Here is a 15,241-nt window from a genome sequence, read left to right as displayed (position 1 = left end):
CGTTCTCTCCCAGTTCGCGTGTGACAGAATCATTTTGGGTAATGGAACCCATAACAAGGCAAAAAAATACCTTCCGCGGTGGGGTTCACACCGGGAAGGTCATTAAGGAATATTAAAAAGGTTAGAAATAACAATTTAGATAAGTCCAGTATACCTGGTTTTTCTTATTTTGTCACAGGTGCAGGGATTTCGGAAATACATTCGTTACAAACAATTTTACCTTTGAAGTAAGTAACGTTCTCTGCATTACCACAGAAGATACAAGCAGGCTCGTATTTTTTCAACATGATGCGCTCGCCGTCAACGTAGATTTCCAGAGCATCTTTTTCACCAATACCGAGCGTACGGCGCAATTCAATTGGAATAACTACCCGTCCCAGTTCGTCCACTTTTCTTACAATACCTGTTGATTTCATCATTATAATCAGTGCTCCTCTCAGCTAACTATCTTTGTCATTATTCGACATTATTTTATGTTTTATGATACTCATCATACCAACGATTCCCAAATCAGTCAACCTTAAAATTAGCTTAAAATTAAGGCTGTTTTTCACAAGGTTACTGGTGGTAAGGGATTGGAAGCCGTTTTTCGCATTTAAACCTCAATGTCAGCTTTGTCGATTTGGAAAACGACAAAACTACTTCATTCGACAAAGTTCGTCATATGGTGTCGAATCTTAGATGAATCGCAGAGCTCAAAGCGTTAATATAAAAGAAATTAAAGGAGTGAGTCGACATGGAACAACGTTTAACGGAAGAGAAAGTATTCAAAGATCCGGTACATAATTATATCCACGTGCAAGATCCGGTTATATGGCAGTTAATTAACACCCCAGAATTTCAGCGTTTACGCCGGATTCGTCAACTGGGTACTTCTTACCTTACCTTTCACGGAGCAGAGCATAGTCGGTTCTCACATTCACTAGGTGTTTATGAGATCACACGCAAGATCATCTCTCAATTTGAAAGAAGTCATTATTCGGATTGGCCGAAGGAAGAAAAGATTGTAGCTCTGTGTGCAGCTCTACTTCATGATCTCGGGCATGGGCCATTCTCTCACTCCATCGAGGAAGCTTTTGACATGAATCACGAAGATTGGACTTGTCGCATTATTACAGGTGATACCGAAGTAGGGGCGATCTTAAGACGGTATGCTCCTGATTTTCCTGAGAAAGTAGCGTCTGTCATTCAAAAAACGTATGAAAAGCCGATTGTGGTGAACTTGGTGACCAGTCCGCTTGATGCAGACCGAATGGATTATTTGCTCAGGGATGCCTATTTTACAGGTGTAAATTACGGCACGATTGACCTTGATCGTATCCTTCGGATGCTGCGTCCTTATCATGGGCGGATTGTAGTCAAGGAGTCAGGCATGCATGCTGTGGAGGATTACCTAATGTCTCGGTATCAGATGTATTGGCAGATTTACTTCCATCCGGTAACTCGTAGTTCTGAAATTATATTGCGGCAAATATTCAAGCGAGCGAAAACACTCCTACAACATGGTTTTCAATTCCGCTTCATGATTGATCCACTCCCTCAATTATTTGAAGGAGAATTATCCGTGGATGAATATTTGCAGTTGGATGAAGCATTAATTCAGACGGCATTTACGCAGTGGCGCAAGGAGGACGATACTGTTCTGAGTGAGTTATGCGAACGTTTTATGGATCGCAAGTTATATAAGTATGTAGAGCTTGAACAGGTCGACTTGACAATGATGGAAGAGATTCGGGAAGCTTTTGTACAGGCTGGCCTCGATCCCGAATATGATCTTGAAATTGATTTTCCTTCGGATAATCCGTATGATGTGTTTCGTCCGGATGAATCCACAGATAAGCAGATTCTTCTTCTGGATCGACAGGACAATTTACGTGAGTTGTCAGAAGTATCTGACATTGTCCGTTCCATCAGTGGGCTTCACCGAGGGAAACATCATTTGTATTACCCGCAAAACAAGGTGGATGCGATTATTCACGAATTACCGTCACATATACGCCCCTATTTCTTGTAATCGTGTGGGTATAATCCGATGAAGAATTTCGATATCAAAACACTTTCTAAAAGAGCTATTTTCCATGATACAGTAATCTGCTTTAATGGGGAGTATATGTAGATCGACATAATTTTGTAAATGCAAGCAGGCAGAATGAGCACAATTAGCAATATATAGATCAGAATATCCGTATATCTTCTATATATTGTAGTTGTGAAGAAACAAACGTAATGATGTAATACACAGATTACCCAAAATGTTTTATGTATGAGTCATTAAATTATTGAATTTTACAAAGTGGATTTTGAAAAAGAAGATAGTCGTTATTTCGACATGAAGGGAGATACAGACATGATGCTGTTCGACACACATACACATCTGGATGCACCACAATTCGACGAGGACCGCGAGGAAATGATTCAGCGTGCTGTGGATGCAGGAGTTGGTCGCATGATCAACATTGGCTTTAACCGGGAGACAATTCCAACCACAATGAAACTCGCTGAAACATATGACTTTATATATGCAGCTGTAGGGTGGCATCCCGTAGATGCGATCACAATGCAGGAGGGCGATTTGGAGTGGATTGCATCTTTATGCAAGCATGAAAAAGTGGTTGCGATCGGTGAGATTGGATTGGATTATCACTGGGATACTTCACCAAAAGAAATACAGCATCGCGTATTACGACAACAAATTGCTTTGGCGCGTGAAGTGAACATGCCAATTGTCATCCATAATCGGGATGCGCATGAGGATATCATAAGAATTTTGCGTGAAGAGAAGGCGAGTGAAGTTGGTGGTGTGATGCACTCGTTCTCGGGCAGCTGGGAAACAGCAAAAAGTTGCCTCGATATGGGCTTCCATCTCTCCTTCGGAGGACCGATCACATTCAAAAATGCAAAGCAACCCAAAGAGGTGCTGGAGAAGGTTCCTATGGACCGGTTTTTCATTGAAACAGATGCTCCATATTTGACACCGCACCCTTATCGTGGGAAGCGAAATGAGACAGCGCATGTACGTCTGGTTGCAGAGGCAGCTGCGGAAATTAAAGGCATTTCGGTGGAGGAAATTGCTGCAATAACAACCAAAAATGCCATGGAACGATTTGGGATTCGTTAAAAAAACGAGCAAATGAGGTGAAAAAGGCAGGTAAGCGGAGGTAATTTGCCCTTTGATCCAAATAAATCAAGAATATTACAATATTTTAACCAAATATTCAGAAAAACGTACTTGATCAACGCTTTACAACATGCATCAAAACAGGATATCATCTTTTCAGTGAATTGTTGTGCGGAAAATTGGACAGATGTTCGGGGGATGAACAAAGGGACACTTTCCGATGAAACAACATTACTTTCATGAATCAGTCTCGCTGAGTCTCCGTTAACGGAGAGCGGGGGAACCAATAGGGCTTAAACATCGGTGTATTTGGCCGATGCGCAACGTTCGCTGACCCAAAAGCAGCGAAGGGAACTGCGAAGCCGTATTTGATTTCTTCTTTGGGTCTCGGGGTGAATTCAAGGGCGTCCGCCATGAGCGGGTGACCCAAGATAGGGCGGCTCTCTTTCGCCCGAACCCGACAGCTAACCTCGCAAGCGGAAAAAGAGAGGCAACCTCGTGCATGAATTTCCGATATTCAAAATCATTCGGAAGCCACGAAAGAGTTCCTCTTACACTCTTTCTTTGGCTTTTTTGTTTTTGAATAAAAGAAATATTGTCATCATACGGTAGGTATTCAGGAGGATGACATCATGTTGCGAAGATTGATTCATGGTGCAGAACCGGATTATGTTGGTCCAATCTGTGTTCTGTAGAAAATTTGGTATAGTCACGTCAAAGACATCATGCATTACTTTAGACGGCGAGGCTATGAAGGAGGACGGAGAAGTGGGCACATTCCAACCAGAAGAGACCCATGAGTCACGATCATCCAGTAAGTCTTTCGCGTTGCGGTGGAAGCATGAGAACATGCGTCAAATGGCATTGATCGCGATTTTCTCAATTGCGCTTACAATCATGATCTTGTTAGTCGTTTACGGTCAGGCCGGGAAACAAATTTCACTGGTTATTGATGGCAAAGCTCAGGTGGTAGAGACTCGTACAGGAATGCTTCAGGAAATGCTGGAGGAGCAGTCGATCACAGTCAGCCCTCACGATAAGGTATCCATGTCCATGAATGGGGCGTTAACAGATGGAGACCGAATCGTTATTGAGCGGGCCGTTCCAGTTAACATTACGGCAGACGGAGACACCAAGACTCTGTATACAACCGATTCATCGGTAGAAGATGCAATTCAAAAATCAGGTATTCAAGTTGAAAGTAATGATAAAGTGTATCCGGCGCTTGGAACTGCTATCAAAGCGGAGATGAAGATTCGTGTAGTGCGCGTAACAAAGCGTACAGTGGATGTAGAGCAACCGATCGCTTACAAAGTCATTAAAACGGCTGACCCTAGCTTGTACAAAGGTGATAACCGTGTCGTTGTGAACGGCAAAGAAGGCACAATTGTACAGCATATCGAAAAGGTATTTCAGGATGGAGAATTGGTCTCCAAAAAAATGGTCGGCAAATCTGTCGCTAATAATCGTGTAGATAAAGTGATCGCTGTCGGCACCAAAGCAAAACCGGTCGTGAAGGAACCTGAGATTCAGACCGTATCGGCTCAAACATCAACAACCAAAAAGGCTACAACAACGAACTCGAAGAAAACATCTGCCTCGGGCAGCAAAGTAATTACCGTATCCGGAACTTCTTTTAAATACTCCAAAGTACTTAAAAATGTATCCATGACTGCCTACTCTTCCGAAGAGCCTGGCATTGGAACTAAAACAGCTTCCGGTACTCGTGTAACGGAAGGACGCACCATTGCGGTTGATCCCAAAGTCATTCCAATTGGCTGGTGGGTATATATCGAAGGTCTGGGATTCCGTCGTGCGGAAGATACAGGCGGTGCCATTAAAGGCAACAAAATTGATGTGTATTATGACAGTGTGAAGCATGCCCTGAATTTTGGACGTAAGAAAGGCAAGACGGTCTACGTGATCGGTCCGGTGAAGCCGGAAGCGAACTAAAATCGTTTTACTTTGAAATGGGAATGCTATAAAATAGTTGCATGAATGATTCATGCGGAATATGCGGCGGAGGAGTCTGAATTCAGTCTCCCCCGCCGTTTGGCAGAGAAGAGGATATTCCTCTTCTTTTTGCGTTAGAAAGGAAGAAATGGAACATGATAAAAGAAGTCATTGTGGTGGAAGGCCGTGACGATACGGTAGCTATCCGTCGGGCCGTGGAAGCCGATACCATAGAAACAGGTGGATCAGCAATCAACCAACGCATTCTGAAGCGGATTGCGCTTGCTCAGGAGAGACGGGGAGTCATTGTACTGACAGATCCGGATCATGCTGGCGAACGCATTCGAAAAATTATTGCGAACAAGGTGCCAGGCTGCAAACATGCCTTCATTCCGGAAGCCGATGCAACGCGCAAAGGGGACATTGGGGTGGAGAATGCCTCACCAGAGGCGATCCGTCATGCTCTGGCGCGCGTACATACTTCATACGAAGGTGCTCCGAGCCTGATCGATTGGGAGGACCTGATCGCGGCAGGACTTATCGTGCATCCGCAGGCTGCTGCACGTCGCATGGAGATGGGCAATCTGCTAGGCATCGGTTATTGTAACGGGAAGCAGTTCCACAAACGTCTCAGTGTATTTCAGATTACACGGGAAGAATTCTCTACAGCATTAGCGCAAATTGAACGTGAAGGATTGTGAGCATATGAAGAACATGGAAGAGACGATTGAAATTGCAACGCCCAAGCGTACGAAAGAGATTATTCAAAGACACGGATTCTCATTTAAGAAAAGTCTGGGTCAGAACTTTCTGATCGATCAAAATATACTGAACAAAATCGTTAATGCAGCCGATCTGGACGAGTCTAAGGGCGCACTGGAGATCGGGCCGGGTATTGGAGCCCTCACGGAGCGACTGGCTCGGGTAGCCGGTCCTGTCACAGCCGTAGAGATTGACCAGCGCTTGATCCCAATCCTGGGAGAAGTGATGCAGCCTTATTCGAATGTACGTGTTCATCATGGGGATGTGTTGAAGCTTGATCTGGCTGAGTTGTTTAATACGGATTTTGCATCCGTGGACAAAGTTAGTGTCGTAGCTAACCTGCCTTATTATGTAACAACTCCAATCATGATGAAACTGCTGGAAGAGAAGCTGCCGGTAGACAGCATTGTTGTCATGATCCAAAAAGAAGTGGCTGAACGCATGGCTGCTGCACCAGGATCAAAAGACTACGGTAGTCTAAGCATCGCAGTTCAGTACTACAGTATGCCGGAACTTGTGTGTATTGTGCCTCCTACGGTCTTCATTCCGCAACCTAATGTGGAATCAGCTGTCATTAAGCTGAAAGTGCGTGAGCAGCCGCCAGTGGAGATTCCGGATGAAGCACACTACTTCGAAGTGGTACAGGCTTCTTTTGCCCAGCGGAGAAAAACAATCTCAAACAACTTGAAGGCACGTTTCTTCACAAAGGAGAACCGGGAACAGGCAGACATTCTGCTGGAGCAGGCAGGTATTCAACCGTCCCGGCGTGGAGAGACATTGAGTCTGCAAGAGTATGCCACACTCAGCACCGTAATGTGGGAAGCAGGGGTACGTGCAACGCTGTAAAATTTGAATGAACCAAACCGGGTCTCTGCCCATACGATGGGGTAGAGGTGATTACGTTGATGAATATCGGAGACTTGGTCGTTCGGAAGTCATACGGCGGCGATGTGACTTTTCGGGTGGAAGGCCTCCAGTTGGATGCTGCGGTCATTAAAGGGACTGAGTTCCGGCTGATTGCCGATTCCCCGGTGGACGATTTGATACAGGTTCCCTACGAACCACAAAGCGCCAAGACCAGACAGGCGCATATTAAAGCACATCAGACCCTGTCCCGTCTGCAGCAGAATCGTATGGAACAGGCTGAGCGGAATCGTGAAGGTCTGGTACAGGATTGGTCTGCCCAGCAGGAACCGGCTTATTTTGAAATGCCTGGAAAGGTGCTTCATCTGGATGGAGATCCGAACTATTTGAAAAAAAGTATGGATCTCTATGAGCAACTTCGTGTACCCGCAGAGGGACAGTATGTCCATGAATCGGCAATGGCAGATACCTTATACCGCTTATTACCCAAAGTACGTCCGGATATCGTAGTTATTACGGGTCATGATGGGGTGTTAAAGACACGTCAGCCCTATGACTTATATAGTCTTGGTAGCTACAAGAACTCGCAAAATTTTGTATCGGCCATTCAGGTGGCCAGACAATATGAACGCCATCTGGACGCCCTCACTATTGTTGCAGGGGCCTGTCAGTCCCATTTTGAGGCACTGTTGCGCGCTGGAGCGAACTTTGCCAGTTCCCCAGGCAGAATTCTCATTCATGCACTTGATCCGGTCTATGTGGCAGCCAAGGCCTCCTTTACTTCTGTGCGCGATACGGTCAACATGAGTGATGTTCTGCACAATACCATCAGTGGTAGCCAGGGTGTGGGTGGTGTCGAGACACGGGGGAGTTACCGGGTAGGTCTGCCTGGGCTGAATGATTTATCTACGCTAAAAGTAAACCCGTCGGCAGTCTGATGTAGGCCATTTAAAGTCCCAATTTGGGGCTTTTTTTGTTTGCAAAAAAATTCATTGACAACAACTTTTTGATGCTGATATAATAATTAGTTTTGATTTGACAATGACTGTAAAATCCGGTATAATGGACAAGAAAAGAGGTGGTCGTCGACAATGGCTAAAAACACGCTGTTGGATATCAAACGCAATCTCGATGCACATATTGGTCAGAAAATTATGTTGCGGGCTAATGGTGGCCGCCGTAAGACCATTGAGCGTACGGGTGTATTGGAAGAAACGTACCCTTCTGTTTTTATTGTTAAGCTTGATGAGGAGCAAGAAACCTTCAAGCGAGTATCTTATAGTTATGCGGATATACTTACGGAATCGGTGGAAGTCATGGTTTATGACCCGGGCAGCCAGACGCATAGCTCCTATATGGAGACGTAAGTATCGATTTACAGGCGATTCGCCCCACAAGGCGGATCGCTTTTTTGTTTTCTTTAAACACCAATTCTCCCTCTAACGTAACCCATACATACTCAGGAATGAGCGAGGAACGGTCGCGGCATACTATATGGACAGGTGAAGGGACAGTTTCTTAAGCAATGCAGGAAACTGAATATGGCCTGGTGACAAAATGTCCAAAACGTGAACGAACAACGAACTCATCACATTATGAAGGATACTTTGGAGGAGGATGGTTCATGAGTCGCAGAAGAAGAAGTGTCATGTCAGAGGATCTGAAGAATGAGCTCGCGAAAGATCTGGGCTTCTATGATACTGTGCAACAGGAAGGCTGGGGCGGAATTAAAGCCAAGGATGCAGGAAACATGGTGAAAAGAGCCATTCAACTTGCTGAGCAGGCTACCCGCAAATCTTAATCCGGTTCAAGCAGACTGAAAAGCGGGGAAATCCGTCAGGAATAACCCCGCTTTTTCCCCTTAGATGCGGAATACAAATGACTTGACAGCCCCATTTTGATATAATATGTTAAGTTGTCTTAGGGAAAAGGTGAGGACGGGTGAACGCCTTGAAAATTTACGAAAAAGCGCCTGCTAAAATTAATTTGATGCTGGACGTTTTACATAAAAGAAGCGATGGTTTCCATGAAGTTGAAATGATCATGACCATGGTCGATCTGGCTGATCGGCTGGAAATGTCGGAGCTGCCGCGAGATACTATTTTCATCTCCAGTCAGGCGGGTTACATCCCGCTCGACGAGAAGAATCTGGCTTTCCAGGCAGCCAGACTCATTAAGGAGCGCTATAACGTGCGTACGGGCGTCCATATTCATCTGGATAAAAAGATTCCAGTTGCAGCCGGACTCGCCGGCGGTAGCAGTGATGCAGCAGCAGCGCTGCGTGGATTGAACCGTCTGTGGCGGTTGAATATACCGGATCACGAACTTCAGGAGCTTGGGGCTGAACTTGGGTCGGATGTTCCATTCTGTATCACAGGAGGGACTGCACTCGCTACAGGCCGTGGTGAGAAGTTAACTCCCATTCCTAATCCGCCGCAGTGCTGGGTAATTCTGGCCAAGCCTCCGATTAATGTGTCTACAGCCGATGTGTACGGAAGGTTCCGCAGTGACAAGATTGTTCGTCATCCGAGTGCAACTAAAATGGAGCAGGCTATACGCAATCAATCATTTACGGAAGTCTGTGACCAGATGGGCAATGTGCTTGAAGATGTGACGTTGAAGCTGTATCCGGAAGTTCAGCATCTGAAGGATGCCATGATTCGATTGGGTGCAGACGGCGTGTTAATGTCTGGTAGCGGTCCAACGGTATTTGGTCTGGTTTCCAAAGAATCCAAGGTTGCCCGGATATACAATGGTCTGCGTGGGTTCTGTAAAGAAGTGTATGCTGTACGTATGTTAACGTAAAATTCGCTTTTATAATGTACAAACACGTATAAAGGTGTTATATTCTTAAATAATTATTCGGATTTGGATGTTTCCGTGATCGTGAGGATGGATCTCTGTGAAGAAGTTAAAACGAAGCGCAAGGCTGGTTGAAATGACGCAATACTTATTGTCCAGACCGCATACGGTTATTCCGTTGACCACATTTGCCGAACGTTATGGTGCCGCAAAGTCTTCAATTAGTGAAGATTTAGCGATTATCAAAGAAGTGTTCGAAGAAGGTGGGTCAGGAGAACTGCATACACTGGCTGGAGCAGCCGGGGGAGTAAGATGGATTCCGAAGGTATCCCGAGAACTGGCACTGGCATTTGCGGAGCGGCTCTCGACCCAGCTCGCGCAACCTGATCGGATCTTGCCTGGAGAATACTTGTACATGTCCGACTTGCTTGGTCAGCCCGCATTGATGAATGAAGCCGGCAAGATTTTTGCAACGGCCTTTGGCAATATGAATATTGATGTGGTTATGACGGTAGAAACCAAAGGAATTCCATTGGCTTATGCAACCGGTGCCCAGCTCAACCTGCCTGTCGTGCTCGTACGCAGGGACCATCAGGCTACAGAAGGATCGGCCGTAAGTATCAATTATGTATCCGGGTCCCATAAAAGTCTGCATACCATGTCCCTGTCCCGCAGGGCGATGCGTGAGCATTCCAGGGTACTTATTGTGGATGACTTCATGAAGGCCGGGGGTACGGTGCAAGGAATGATCGATCTTTTGGCCGAGTTTAATGCTACAGTAGCCGGGGTAGGGGTACTGGTGGAATCTGGTTCTGTAGATTCAGAAGAACGCCTGTTAACAGATTACGTATCTCTGGCGAAACTGACAGCGGTTGATGCCAAGAGCAGACAGATTTCCGTCAAGCCTGGCAACTATTTTGACCTGTAGAAAGATGACGAATGTTATGTCGTTAAAAGGTCTTTTCCATCGACCTGGCACTAACGTTGTCGAATTGTGTATTAAATAAAAAAATTCCTGAAATTAGGAAATTTTTGTGGTTATAAAAAGAAGGAGTTCGTATATGCTGTGTGGAATTATACACCAAGTTCTGATGGAAAAAGGTGGTGAACACACACATGCAAATTACGGATGTCAGACTCCGCCGTGTTAACTCGGAGGGGAGAATGAAGGCTATCGCATCCATTACCATCGATAACGAATTCGTCGTTCATGACATTCGTGTCATTGATGGTAACAACGGAATGTTTGTTGCTATGCCGAGCAAACGTACTCCTGATGGAGAGTTCCGTGATATCGCCCACCCGATCTCTTCCGGTACGCGTGAGAAGATTCAGGCAGCAGTTTTGACTGAATACGATCGTGCGGCAACTGAGGAAGAAGTCATTGAAGAAGGTGCCTGAGAACATTATTGGGGTTCGAAGGAAAAGAGAGCCATGTCTTATGGCTCTCTTTTCTTTTTGACCGGAATAAGATATATTCAGTATTGAGTTTATTAGCAGAGAACAAAAAGCGCATCGTGCGCTTGGTGGCAGGGCGGCATCTTAGGAATCATTGGGATTCGGTTAAGCTCGCAGGTACACGGCGTATACATATAGGTCACGATTCGTTGGTGTCCGCGTTGTTACGTGTGATTACAGAGACAGCAGGCGATGAACAGGACCGGCTTGAAGCCGGCTGAACGATACTCATTGGATATAGATCAGCAATGCATTTCAATGGGATTTTCAGAACAGGAGGTCGTTAATTTTGAGACGAATGGCAATCGTTCTTGCCGCAGGGCAAGGAAAACGAATGAAATCAAAATTGTACAAAGTACTGCATCCCGTATGCGGTAAACCTATGGTTGGACATGTGCTGGATGCAGCACTCAGCGCAGGCGTTGAACGCAGTGTGGTTGTAGTCGGTCATGGTGCCGAAGCGGTGCAGTCATTTTTGGGTTCCAGAGCGGAGTATGCACTTCAGGCGGAACAACTGGGTACAGGTCATGCAGTGAAGCAGGTTAAATCCTTGCTTGGCGGCGAAACAGGCTCTACGATTGTGGTCTGCGGAGATACACCACTTGTGACCAGTGAGACGTTGGAAGGTCTGATGAAGCTGCATGAGAGCAGCGGAGCAGCAGCCACAGTTCTTACGGCTCAGTTGGACAATCCCAAAGGTTATGGCCGCGTCATTCGCGGAGAAGATGGATCTGTACAACGGATTGTGGAACAAAAGGATTGCACAGAGCAGGAAGATGCTGTGAATGAGATTAACACAGGCACATACTGTTTCGATAATGCAAAATTGTTCGCTGCCTTGGAAAAAGTGACGAACCAGAACGCTCAGGGAGAGTATTATCTCACAGACGTAGTTGGCATTTTCCGCAATGATGGAGAAGTGGTTGAAGCTTACATGTCGGATGACATCGCAGAATCCATCGGGGTTAACGACCGACTTGCACTTTCGCAAGCCGAAGCCTTCATGCGTGAACGTCTTGCCGTACGCCATATGTTGAACGGTGTGACAATCATTGATCCGTCATCGACATATATCGGAGCGGATGTTACGATTGGATCAGATACAGTTTTGTATCCGGGGACAATCCTCAAAGGCACAACTTCCATTGGTGAAGCATGTCATATTGGTCCTCAGGCAGATGTGGAAGACAGTGTTATTCAGGACGGAGTTACAATTAAACATTCGGTAGTATCCAATGCCGAGGTTGGTTCTGATGCAACGGTAGGTCCATTTGCTAATTTGCGTCCAGGGACTAAGCTGGGTCGCAACGTAAAAATTGGTGACTTTGTTGAAGTGAAAAATGCTACAATTGATGAAGGTTCCAAAGTATCTCATCTCAGCTATATTGGAGATGCCAAAGTAGGGAAAAACGTAAATGTTGGATGCGGGGCAATAACTGTCAATTATGATGGTTATAATAAAGCTGTGACAACGATTGAAGATGATGCTTTTGTAGGCAGCAACGTCAATCTGATTGCACCGATTACGGTAGGAAAAGGCGCTTATGTGGTTGCTGGCTCCACCGTTACCCATTCCGTTCCCGAGAATGATCTGGCCATTGCTCGTCCACGTCAGGAGAATAAACCTGGTTATGCGGAGAAGATTCGCGGACGTGCCAAAGCCAAGAAACAAAATGCCAAACCCCAATAAGGGGTTTTGATAACAAGATTGCCTCCCGAAGATCGGGGAGGTGCCGACATGTCGCAGACGCTTATTGATTCCAATGAACCAGCACGGAGGGTTTTTATTTTATGACTTATTTTGATTCGAAATTAAAAATATTTACTTGCAATTCTAACCCCAAGCTCGCCCATCAAATTGCTGATTATATCGGGATCCCTATGGGTGAATCTCACACAACCAGCTTTAGTGATGGCGAGATTCAAGTGAAACTCTCCGAGAGTGTTCGGGGTTGTCACGTTTATATCGTGCAGTCCACTTGCTTGCCGGTTAATGATAACCTGATGGAAATGCTCGTTATGATTGATGCACTCAAACGGGCATCTGCCAAGACGATTAACGTCGTTATTCCTTACTATGGCTATGCAAGACAGGATCGCAAGGCACGTTCGCGTGACCCGATTACAGCGAAACTGGTTGCTAACCTGATTGAAAAAGCGGGTGCAACCCGTGTCATCGCGATGGACTTGCATGCAATGCAGATCCAGGGATTCTTCGACATTCCAGTCGACCATTTGCTTGGCGTGCCAATTCTGGCTCAATATTTCCGGTCGAAACAGATCGAAAATCCGGTTGTTGTGTCGCCTGACCACGGTGGCGTAGTGCGCGCACGTAAACTGGCTGATTTCCTGAATGCACCCCTGGCGATTATCGATAAACGTCGTCCTGAGCCAAATGTGAGCGAAGTGATGAACATTATCGGTAACATCGAGGGTAAAACAGCTATCCTGATCGATGACATTATTGACACGGCGGGAACGATTGTACTGGGAGCGAATGCTCTGATGGAAGGCGGCGTAAAAGAAGTATACGCGTGCTGTACTCACCCGGTATTGTCCGGACCTGCGATGGAACGTTTGGAGAATGCACCATTGAAGGAAGTCATCGTAACGGACACCATTCCAATTACGCATGCTAATCCGACAAGCAAACTCAAAGTGTTGTCTGTAGCGCCTTTGCTCGGAGAAGCGATTATCCGGGTTCATGAGGAATTGTCAATCAGCAAGCTGTTTGAAATTGAATAAGGATGTCTGCATAAAGTAGTAGAGGGGTTACGTTTTCCGGTTCAATGGAAAATGTAACCCCTGTCGGCGTGCCGTTTTATTAAAAGTGAAACAGACGCTGGTCAGCTAATACCCGGGGCGGGAGATAAATCGGAAACGACGCCGATGAAAAAGCGTGTCGGCAATTTCGACGAATTGATTATCGAAACGTGTGATTAGACCAATCTCAATATGGGTGTCGCGGTCGTATACCTGTACAGGTACGTGATATTCGAGATGATAGATAAAATCGCTATGTTGAGTCAGTTGTCCATTGTCTTCGCGCAAAACCCGCTCACCTTCCTGGGTCGATAAAATATTAACTGTGAACACTACAGTAAATCGATCTTTACTTTCTTGATATTATATGAAATATAAGATTCGAAGTCTATGCCTCACCTCAGGCTAATCCGAAGGAGGGAACAAGATGAAGTGGATTGTCGGACTTGGAAATCCAGGCTCGAACTATGCCAAAACCCGTCATAATATCGGTTTTATGGCACTGGATCGGTTGGCTGATCGTCATAATATCTCCATTACACAGAATAAATGTAAAGCGCTGATTGGAGAAGGCAATATTGGCGGTGTGAAAACCGTACTGATCAAACCAATGACCTATATGAACTTGTCTGGTGAATCGGTTCGAGCATATATGGATTTTTATAAAGTTAGTCTTGAAGATCTGATTGTTGTGTACGACGACATGGATACAGAGATTGGCAAAGTCAGATTGCGTTACCAAGGTAGTGCAGGCGGACATAATGGAATCAAGTCCATTATTCAGCATACCGGTACACAGCAGTTTAACCGGGTGCGCATGGGAATATCCCGGCCTGAACCAGGACATGCCATTGTTGATTATGTACTGTCGACATTTATGAAGAAAGAAAAGGAAGCCCTTGATCAGACCATTGAGCAAACATGTGATGCCCTGGAGCATAGCTTGACTCATACGTTTGAACAAACAATGGCGAAGTTTAACGGTTAATTTTGTAAGACATACTGGTAAAATGATCATAAAGACGGGTTCGATTCAGCCATACTGGACATACTGGATGTATAAACCATGTTCAGGAGGCATAAACATGTCAGTGAATTACGTATGTAGGCATTGCCGTACCTTTATTGGACGAATCGATTCTGCCCGGATAACGGAAGTAGAGCTCGGCTTTCATTTCTTGACCCCCGACGAGCGGAGGGATATAATAGCGTATAATTCCGGTGGTGACATTACCGTTCGGATTACATGTGATTACTGTAAGGAAGCCCTGGAGCACAATCCGGAGCTTAGCCTGCTCGCGAGTCCGCTTCAGTAGACATCGCCTGTACAGGATCGAATGACAGTTGAGGGCGGTTGCGTAATAACGCTCCACCTTTTATAGCCTTGGCAGCCTGCTGAGGCTTCTTTTCAGTTGGCATGAAAGTCATGGCTATCTCGAAATCAGGCTCAGCCGCATCAACAGATGTGGCAATGTTGCGAGTAATCCGATATGATGAAACAGGACAAAAAGGAATTTGTAT

Annotated in this window: 18 protein-coding genes and 1 riboswitch; of the genes, 16 read left to right on the top strand and 2 right to left on the bottom strand. The window is 45.7% G+C overall.

Annotation, left to right across the window (positions count from 1 at the left end):
• Positions 1 to 164 precede the first annotated feature (164 nt).
• Positions 165 to 419: an AbrB/MazE/SpoVT family DNA-binding domain-containing protein gene (locus MHI01_RS18570; RefSeq protein WP_024633700.1), complete on the bottom strand. Its 255-nt coding sequence runs from the start codon at positions 417 to 419 to the stop codon at positions 165 to 167.
• A gap of 317 nt (positions 420 to 736) precedes the next feature.
• Between MHI01_RS18570 and MHI01_RS18565 the strand changes: the two genes are divergently transcribed.
• The 14 genes from MHI01_RS18565 (at position 737) to MHI01_RS18500 (ending at position 13,702) form a co-directional block, all read left to right on the top strand.
• Positions 737 to 2,014, top strand: a complete 1,278-nt coding sequence (locus tag MHI01_RS18565; protein WP_036606129.1) for an HD domain-containing protein — start codon at positions 737 to 739, stop codon at positions 2,012 to 2,014.
• A 333-nt stretch (positions 2,015 to 2,347) separates the two neighbouring features.
• Positions 2,348 to 3,118, top strand: a complete 771-nt coding sequence (locus MHI01_RS18560; RefSeq protein ID WP_340984877.1) for a TatD family hydrolase — start codon at positions 2,348 to 2,350, stop codon at positions 3,116 to 3,118.
• A 241-nt stretch (positions 3,119 to 3,359) separates the two neighbouring features.
• Positions 3,360 to 3,613: riboswitch (cyclic di-AMP (ydaO/yuaA leader) on the top strand.
• A gap of 273 nt (positions 3,614 to 3,886) precedes the next feature.
• The gene (locus MHI01_RS18555; protein ID WP_074092915.1) at positions 3,887 to 5,071 is read left to right on the top strand and encodes a 3D domain-containing protein; all 1,185 of its coding nucleotides are present in this window, start codon (positions 3,887 to 3,889) and stop codon (positions 5,069 to 5,071) included.
• Between the two features lie 155 nt (positions 5,072 to 5,226).
• The gene (rnmV, locus tag MHI01_RS18550; protein ID WP_017691379.1) at positions 5,227 to 5,772 is read left to right on the top strand and encodes a ribonuclease M5; all 546 of its coding nucleotides are present in this window, start codon (positions 5,227 to 5,229) and stop codon (positions 5,770 to 5,772) included.
• A gap of 4 nt (positions 5,773 to 5,776) precedes the next feature.
• Entirely contained in the window at positions 5,777 to 6,679 is a 903-nt protein-coding gene (gene rsmA, locus MHI01_RS18545; protein WP_340983801.1) for a 16S rRNA (adenine(1518)-N(6)/adenine(1519)-N(6))-dimethyltransferase RsmA, read from the top strand.
• A gap of 59 nt (positions 6,680 to 6,738) precedes the next feature.
• Positions 6,739 to 7,635, top strand: a complete 897-nt coding sequence (gene yabG / locus MHI01_RS18540) for a sporulation peptidase YabG (RefSeq protein WP_017691377.1) — start codon at positions 6,739 to 6,741, stop codon at positions 7,633 to 7,635.
• 153 nt (positions 7,636 to 7,788) lie between these two features.
• A complete protein-coding gene (gene veg, locus MHI01_RS18535) occupies positions 7,789 to 8,064 on the top strand; it encodes a biofilm formation stimulator Veg (RefSeq protein WP_017691376.1) in 276 nt (91 codons plus the stop codon).
• A 257-nt stretch (positions 8,065 to 8,321) separates the two neighbouring features.
• A complete protein-coding gene (locus tag MHI01_RS18530) occupies positions 8,322 to 8,498 on the top strand; it encodes a small, acid-soluble spore protein, alpha/beta type (RefSeq protein ID WP_340983800.1) in 177 nt (58 codons plus the stop codon).
• 149 nt (positions 8,499 to 8,647) lie between these two features.
• Complete coding sequence (gene ispE / locus MHI01_RS18525; protein ID WP_076254660.1) at positions 8,648 to 9,502, top strand: 4-(cytidine 5'-diphospho)-2-C-methyl-D-erythritol kinase; 855 nt, start codon at positions 8,648 to 8,650, stop codon at positions 9,500 to 9,502.
• A gap of 97 nt (positions 9,503 to 9,599) precedes the next feature.
• The gene (gene purR, locus MHI01_RS18520; protein ID WP_017691373.1) at positions 9,600 to 10,427 is read left to right on the top strand and encodes a pur operon repressor; all 828 of its coding nucleotides are present in this window, start codon (positions 9,600 to 9,602) and stop codon (positions 10,425 to 10,427) included.
• A 188-nt stretch (positions 10,428 to 10,615) separates the two neighbouring features.
• Positions 10,616 to 10,900, top strand: coding sequence for a septation regulator SpoVG (spoVG, locus tag MHI01_RS18515; RefSeq protein WP_017691372.1), 285 nt, complete (start codon positions 10,616 to 10,618; stop codon positions 10,898 to 10,900).
• A gap of 83 nt (positions 10,901 to 10,983) precedes the next feature.
• Positions 10,984 to 11,178: a hypothetical protein gene (locus MHI01_RS18510; RefSeq protein ID WP_124118801.1), complete on the top strand. Its 195-nt coding sequence runs from the start codon at positions 10,984 to 10,986 to the stop codon at positions 11,176 to 11,178.
• 77 nt (positions 11,179 to 11,255) lie between these two features.
• Entirely contained in the window at positions 11,256 to 12,647 is a 1,392-nt protein-coding gene (gene glmU, locus MHI01_RS18505) for a bifunctional UDP-N-acetylglucosamine diphosphorylase/glucosamine-1-phosphate N-acetyltransferase GlmU (protein ID WP_260633062.1), read from the top strand.
• Between the two features lie 101 nt (positions 12,648 to 12,748).
• Entirely contained in the window at positions 12,749 to 13,702 is a 954-nt protein-coding gene (locus MHI01_RS18500) for a ribose-phosphate diphosphokinase (RefSeq protein ID WP_017691370.1), read from the top strand.
• Positions 13,703 to 13,807: 105 nt separating this feature from the next.
• Here the strand turns inward: MHI01_RS18500 and MHI01_RS18495 are convergent, their stop codons facing one another.
• Positions 13,808 to 14,008, bottom strand: a complete 201-nt coding sequence (locus tag MHI01_RS18495) for a hypothetical protein (protein ID WP_024633712.1) — start codon at positions 14,006 to 14,008, stop codon at positions 13,808 to 13,810.
• Between the two features lie 139 nt (positions 14,009 to 14,147).
• On the opposite strand from MHI01_RS18495, the gene pth reads away from it, so the two are divergent.
• Together pth and MHI01_RS18485 are read left to right on the top strand one after the other, a co-directional pair.
• The gene (gene pth / locus MHI01_RS18490; RefSeq protein ID WP_036606126.1) at positions 14,148 to 14,708 is read left to right on the top strand and encodes an aminoacyl-tRNA hydrolase; all 561 of its coding nucleotides are present in this window, start codon (positions 14,148 to 14,150) and stop codon (positions 14,706 to 14,708) included.
• A 97-nt stretch (positions 14,709 to 14,805) separates the two neighbouring features.
• The gene (locus MHI01_RS18485; protein ID WP_017691368.1) at positions 14,806 to 15,036 is read left to right on the top strand and encodes an anti-sigma-F factor Fin family protein; all 231 of its coding nucleotides are present in this window, start codon (positions 14,806 to 14,808) and stop codon (positions 15,034 to 15,036) included.
• Positions 15,037 to 15,241: the final 205 nt, after the last annotated feature.

Origin of the sequence: Paenibacillus sp. FSL M7-0656 (assembly GCF_038003225.1) — a bacterium.
Taxonomy (GTDB): domain Bacteria; phylum Bacillota; class Bacilli; order Paenibacillales; family Paenibacillaceae; genus Paenibacillus; species Paenibacillus amylolyticus.
The sequence above is the reverse complement of the archived record's forward strand: the minus strand, read 5'-3'. Positions and strand labels throughout refer to the sequence as shown.

Bases quoted from the DNA above. Each gene is read 5' to 3' on its own strand.
- MHI01_RS18565 (WP_036606129.1), top strand. From the start codon at position 737: ATGGAACAACGTTTAACGGAAGAGAAAGTATTCAAAGATCCGGTACAT.
- glmU (WP_260633062.1), top strand. From the start codon at position 11,256: ATGGCAATCGTTCTTGCCGCAGGGCAAGGAAAACGAATGAAATCAAAA.
- rnmV (WP_017691379.1), top strand. From the start codon at position 5,227: ATGATAAAAGAAGTCATTGTGGTGGAAGGCCGTGACGATACGGTAGCT.
- spoVG (WP_017691372.1), top strand. From the start codon at position 10,616: ATGCAAATTACGGATGTCAGACTCCGCCGTGTTAACTCGGAGGGGAGA.
- MHI01_RS18570 (WP_024633700.1), bottom strand. From the start codon at position 419: ATGATGAAATCAACAGGTATTGTAAGAAAAGTGGACGAACTGGGACGG.
- MHI01_RS18530 (WP_340983800.1), top strand. From the start codon at position 8,322: ATGAGTCGCAGAAGAAGAAGTGTCATGTCAGAGGATCTGAAGAATGAG.
- rsmA (WP_340983801.1), top strand. From the start codon at position 5,777: ATGAAGAACATGGAAGAGACGATTGAAATTGCAACGCCCAAGCGTACG.
- yabG (WP_017691377.1), top strand. From the start codon at position 6,739: ATGAATATCGGAGACTTGGTCGTTCGGAAGTCATACGGCGGCGATGTG.
- veg (WP_017691376.1), top strand. From the start codon at position 7,789: ATGGCTAAAAACACGCTGTTGGATATCAAACGCAATCTCGATGCACAT.
- MHI01_RS18560 (WP_340984877.1), top strand. From the start codon at position 2,348: ATGATGCTGTTCGACACACATACACATCTGGATGCACCACAATTCGAC.
- pth (WP_036606126.1), top strand. From the start codon at position 14,148: ATGAAGTGGATTGTCGGACTTGGAAATCCAGGCTCGAACTATGCCAAA.
- MHI01_RS18500 (WP_017691370.1), top strand. From the start codon at position 12,749: ATGACTTATTTTGATTCGAAATTAAAAATATTTACTTGCAATTCTAAC.
- MHI01_RS18485 (WP_017691368.1), top strand. From the start codon at position 14,806: ATGTCAGTGAATTACGTATGTAGGCATTGCCGTACCTTTATTGGACGA.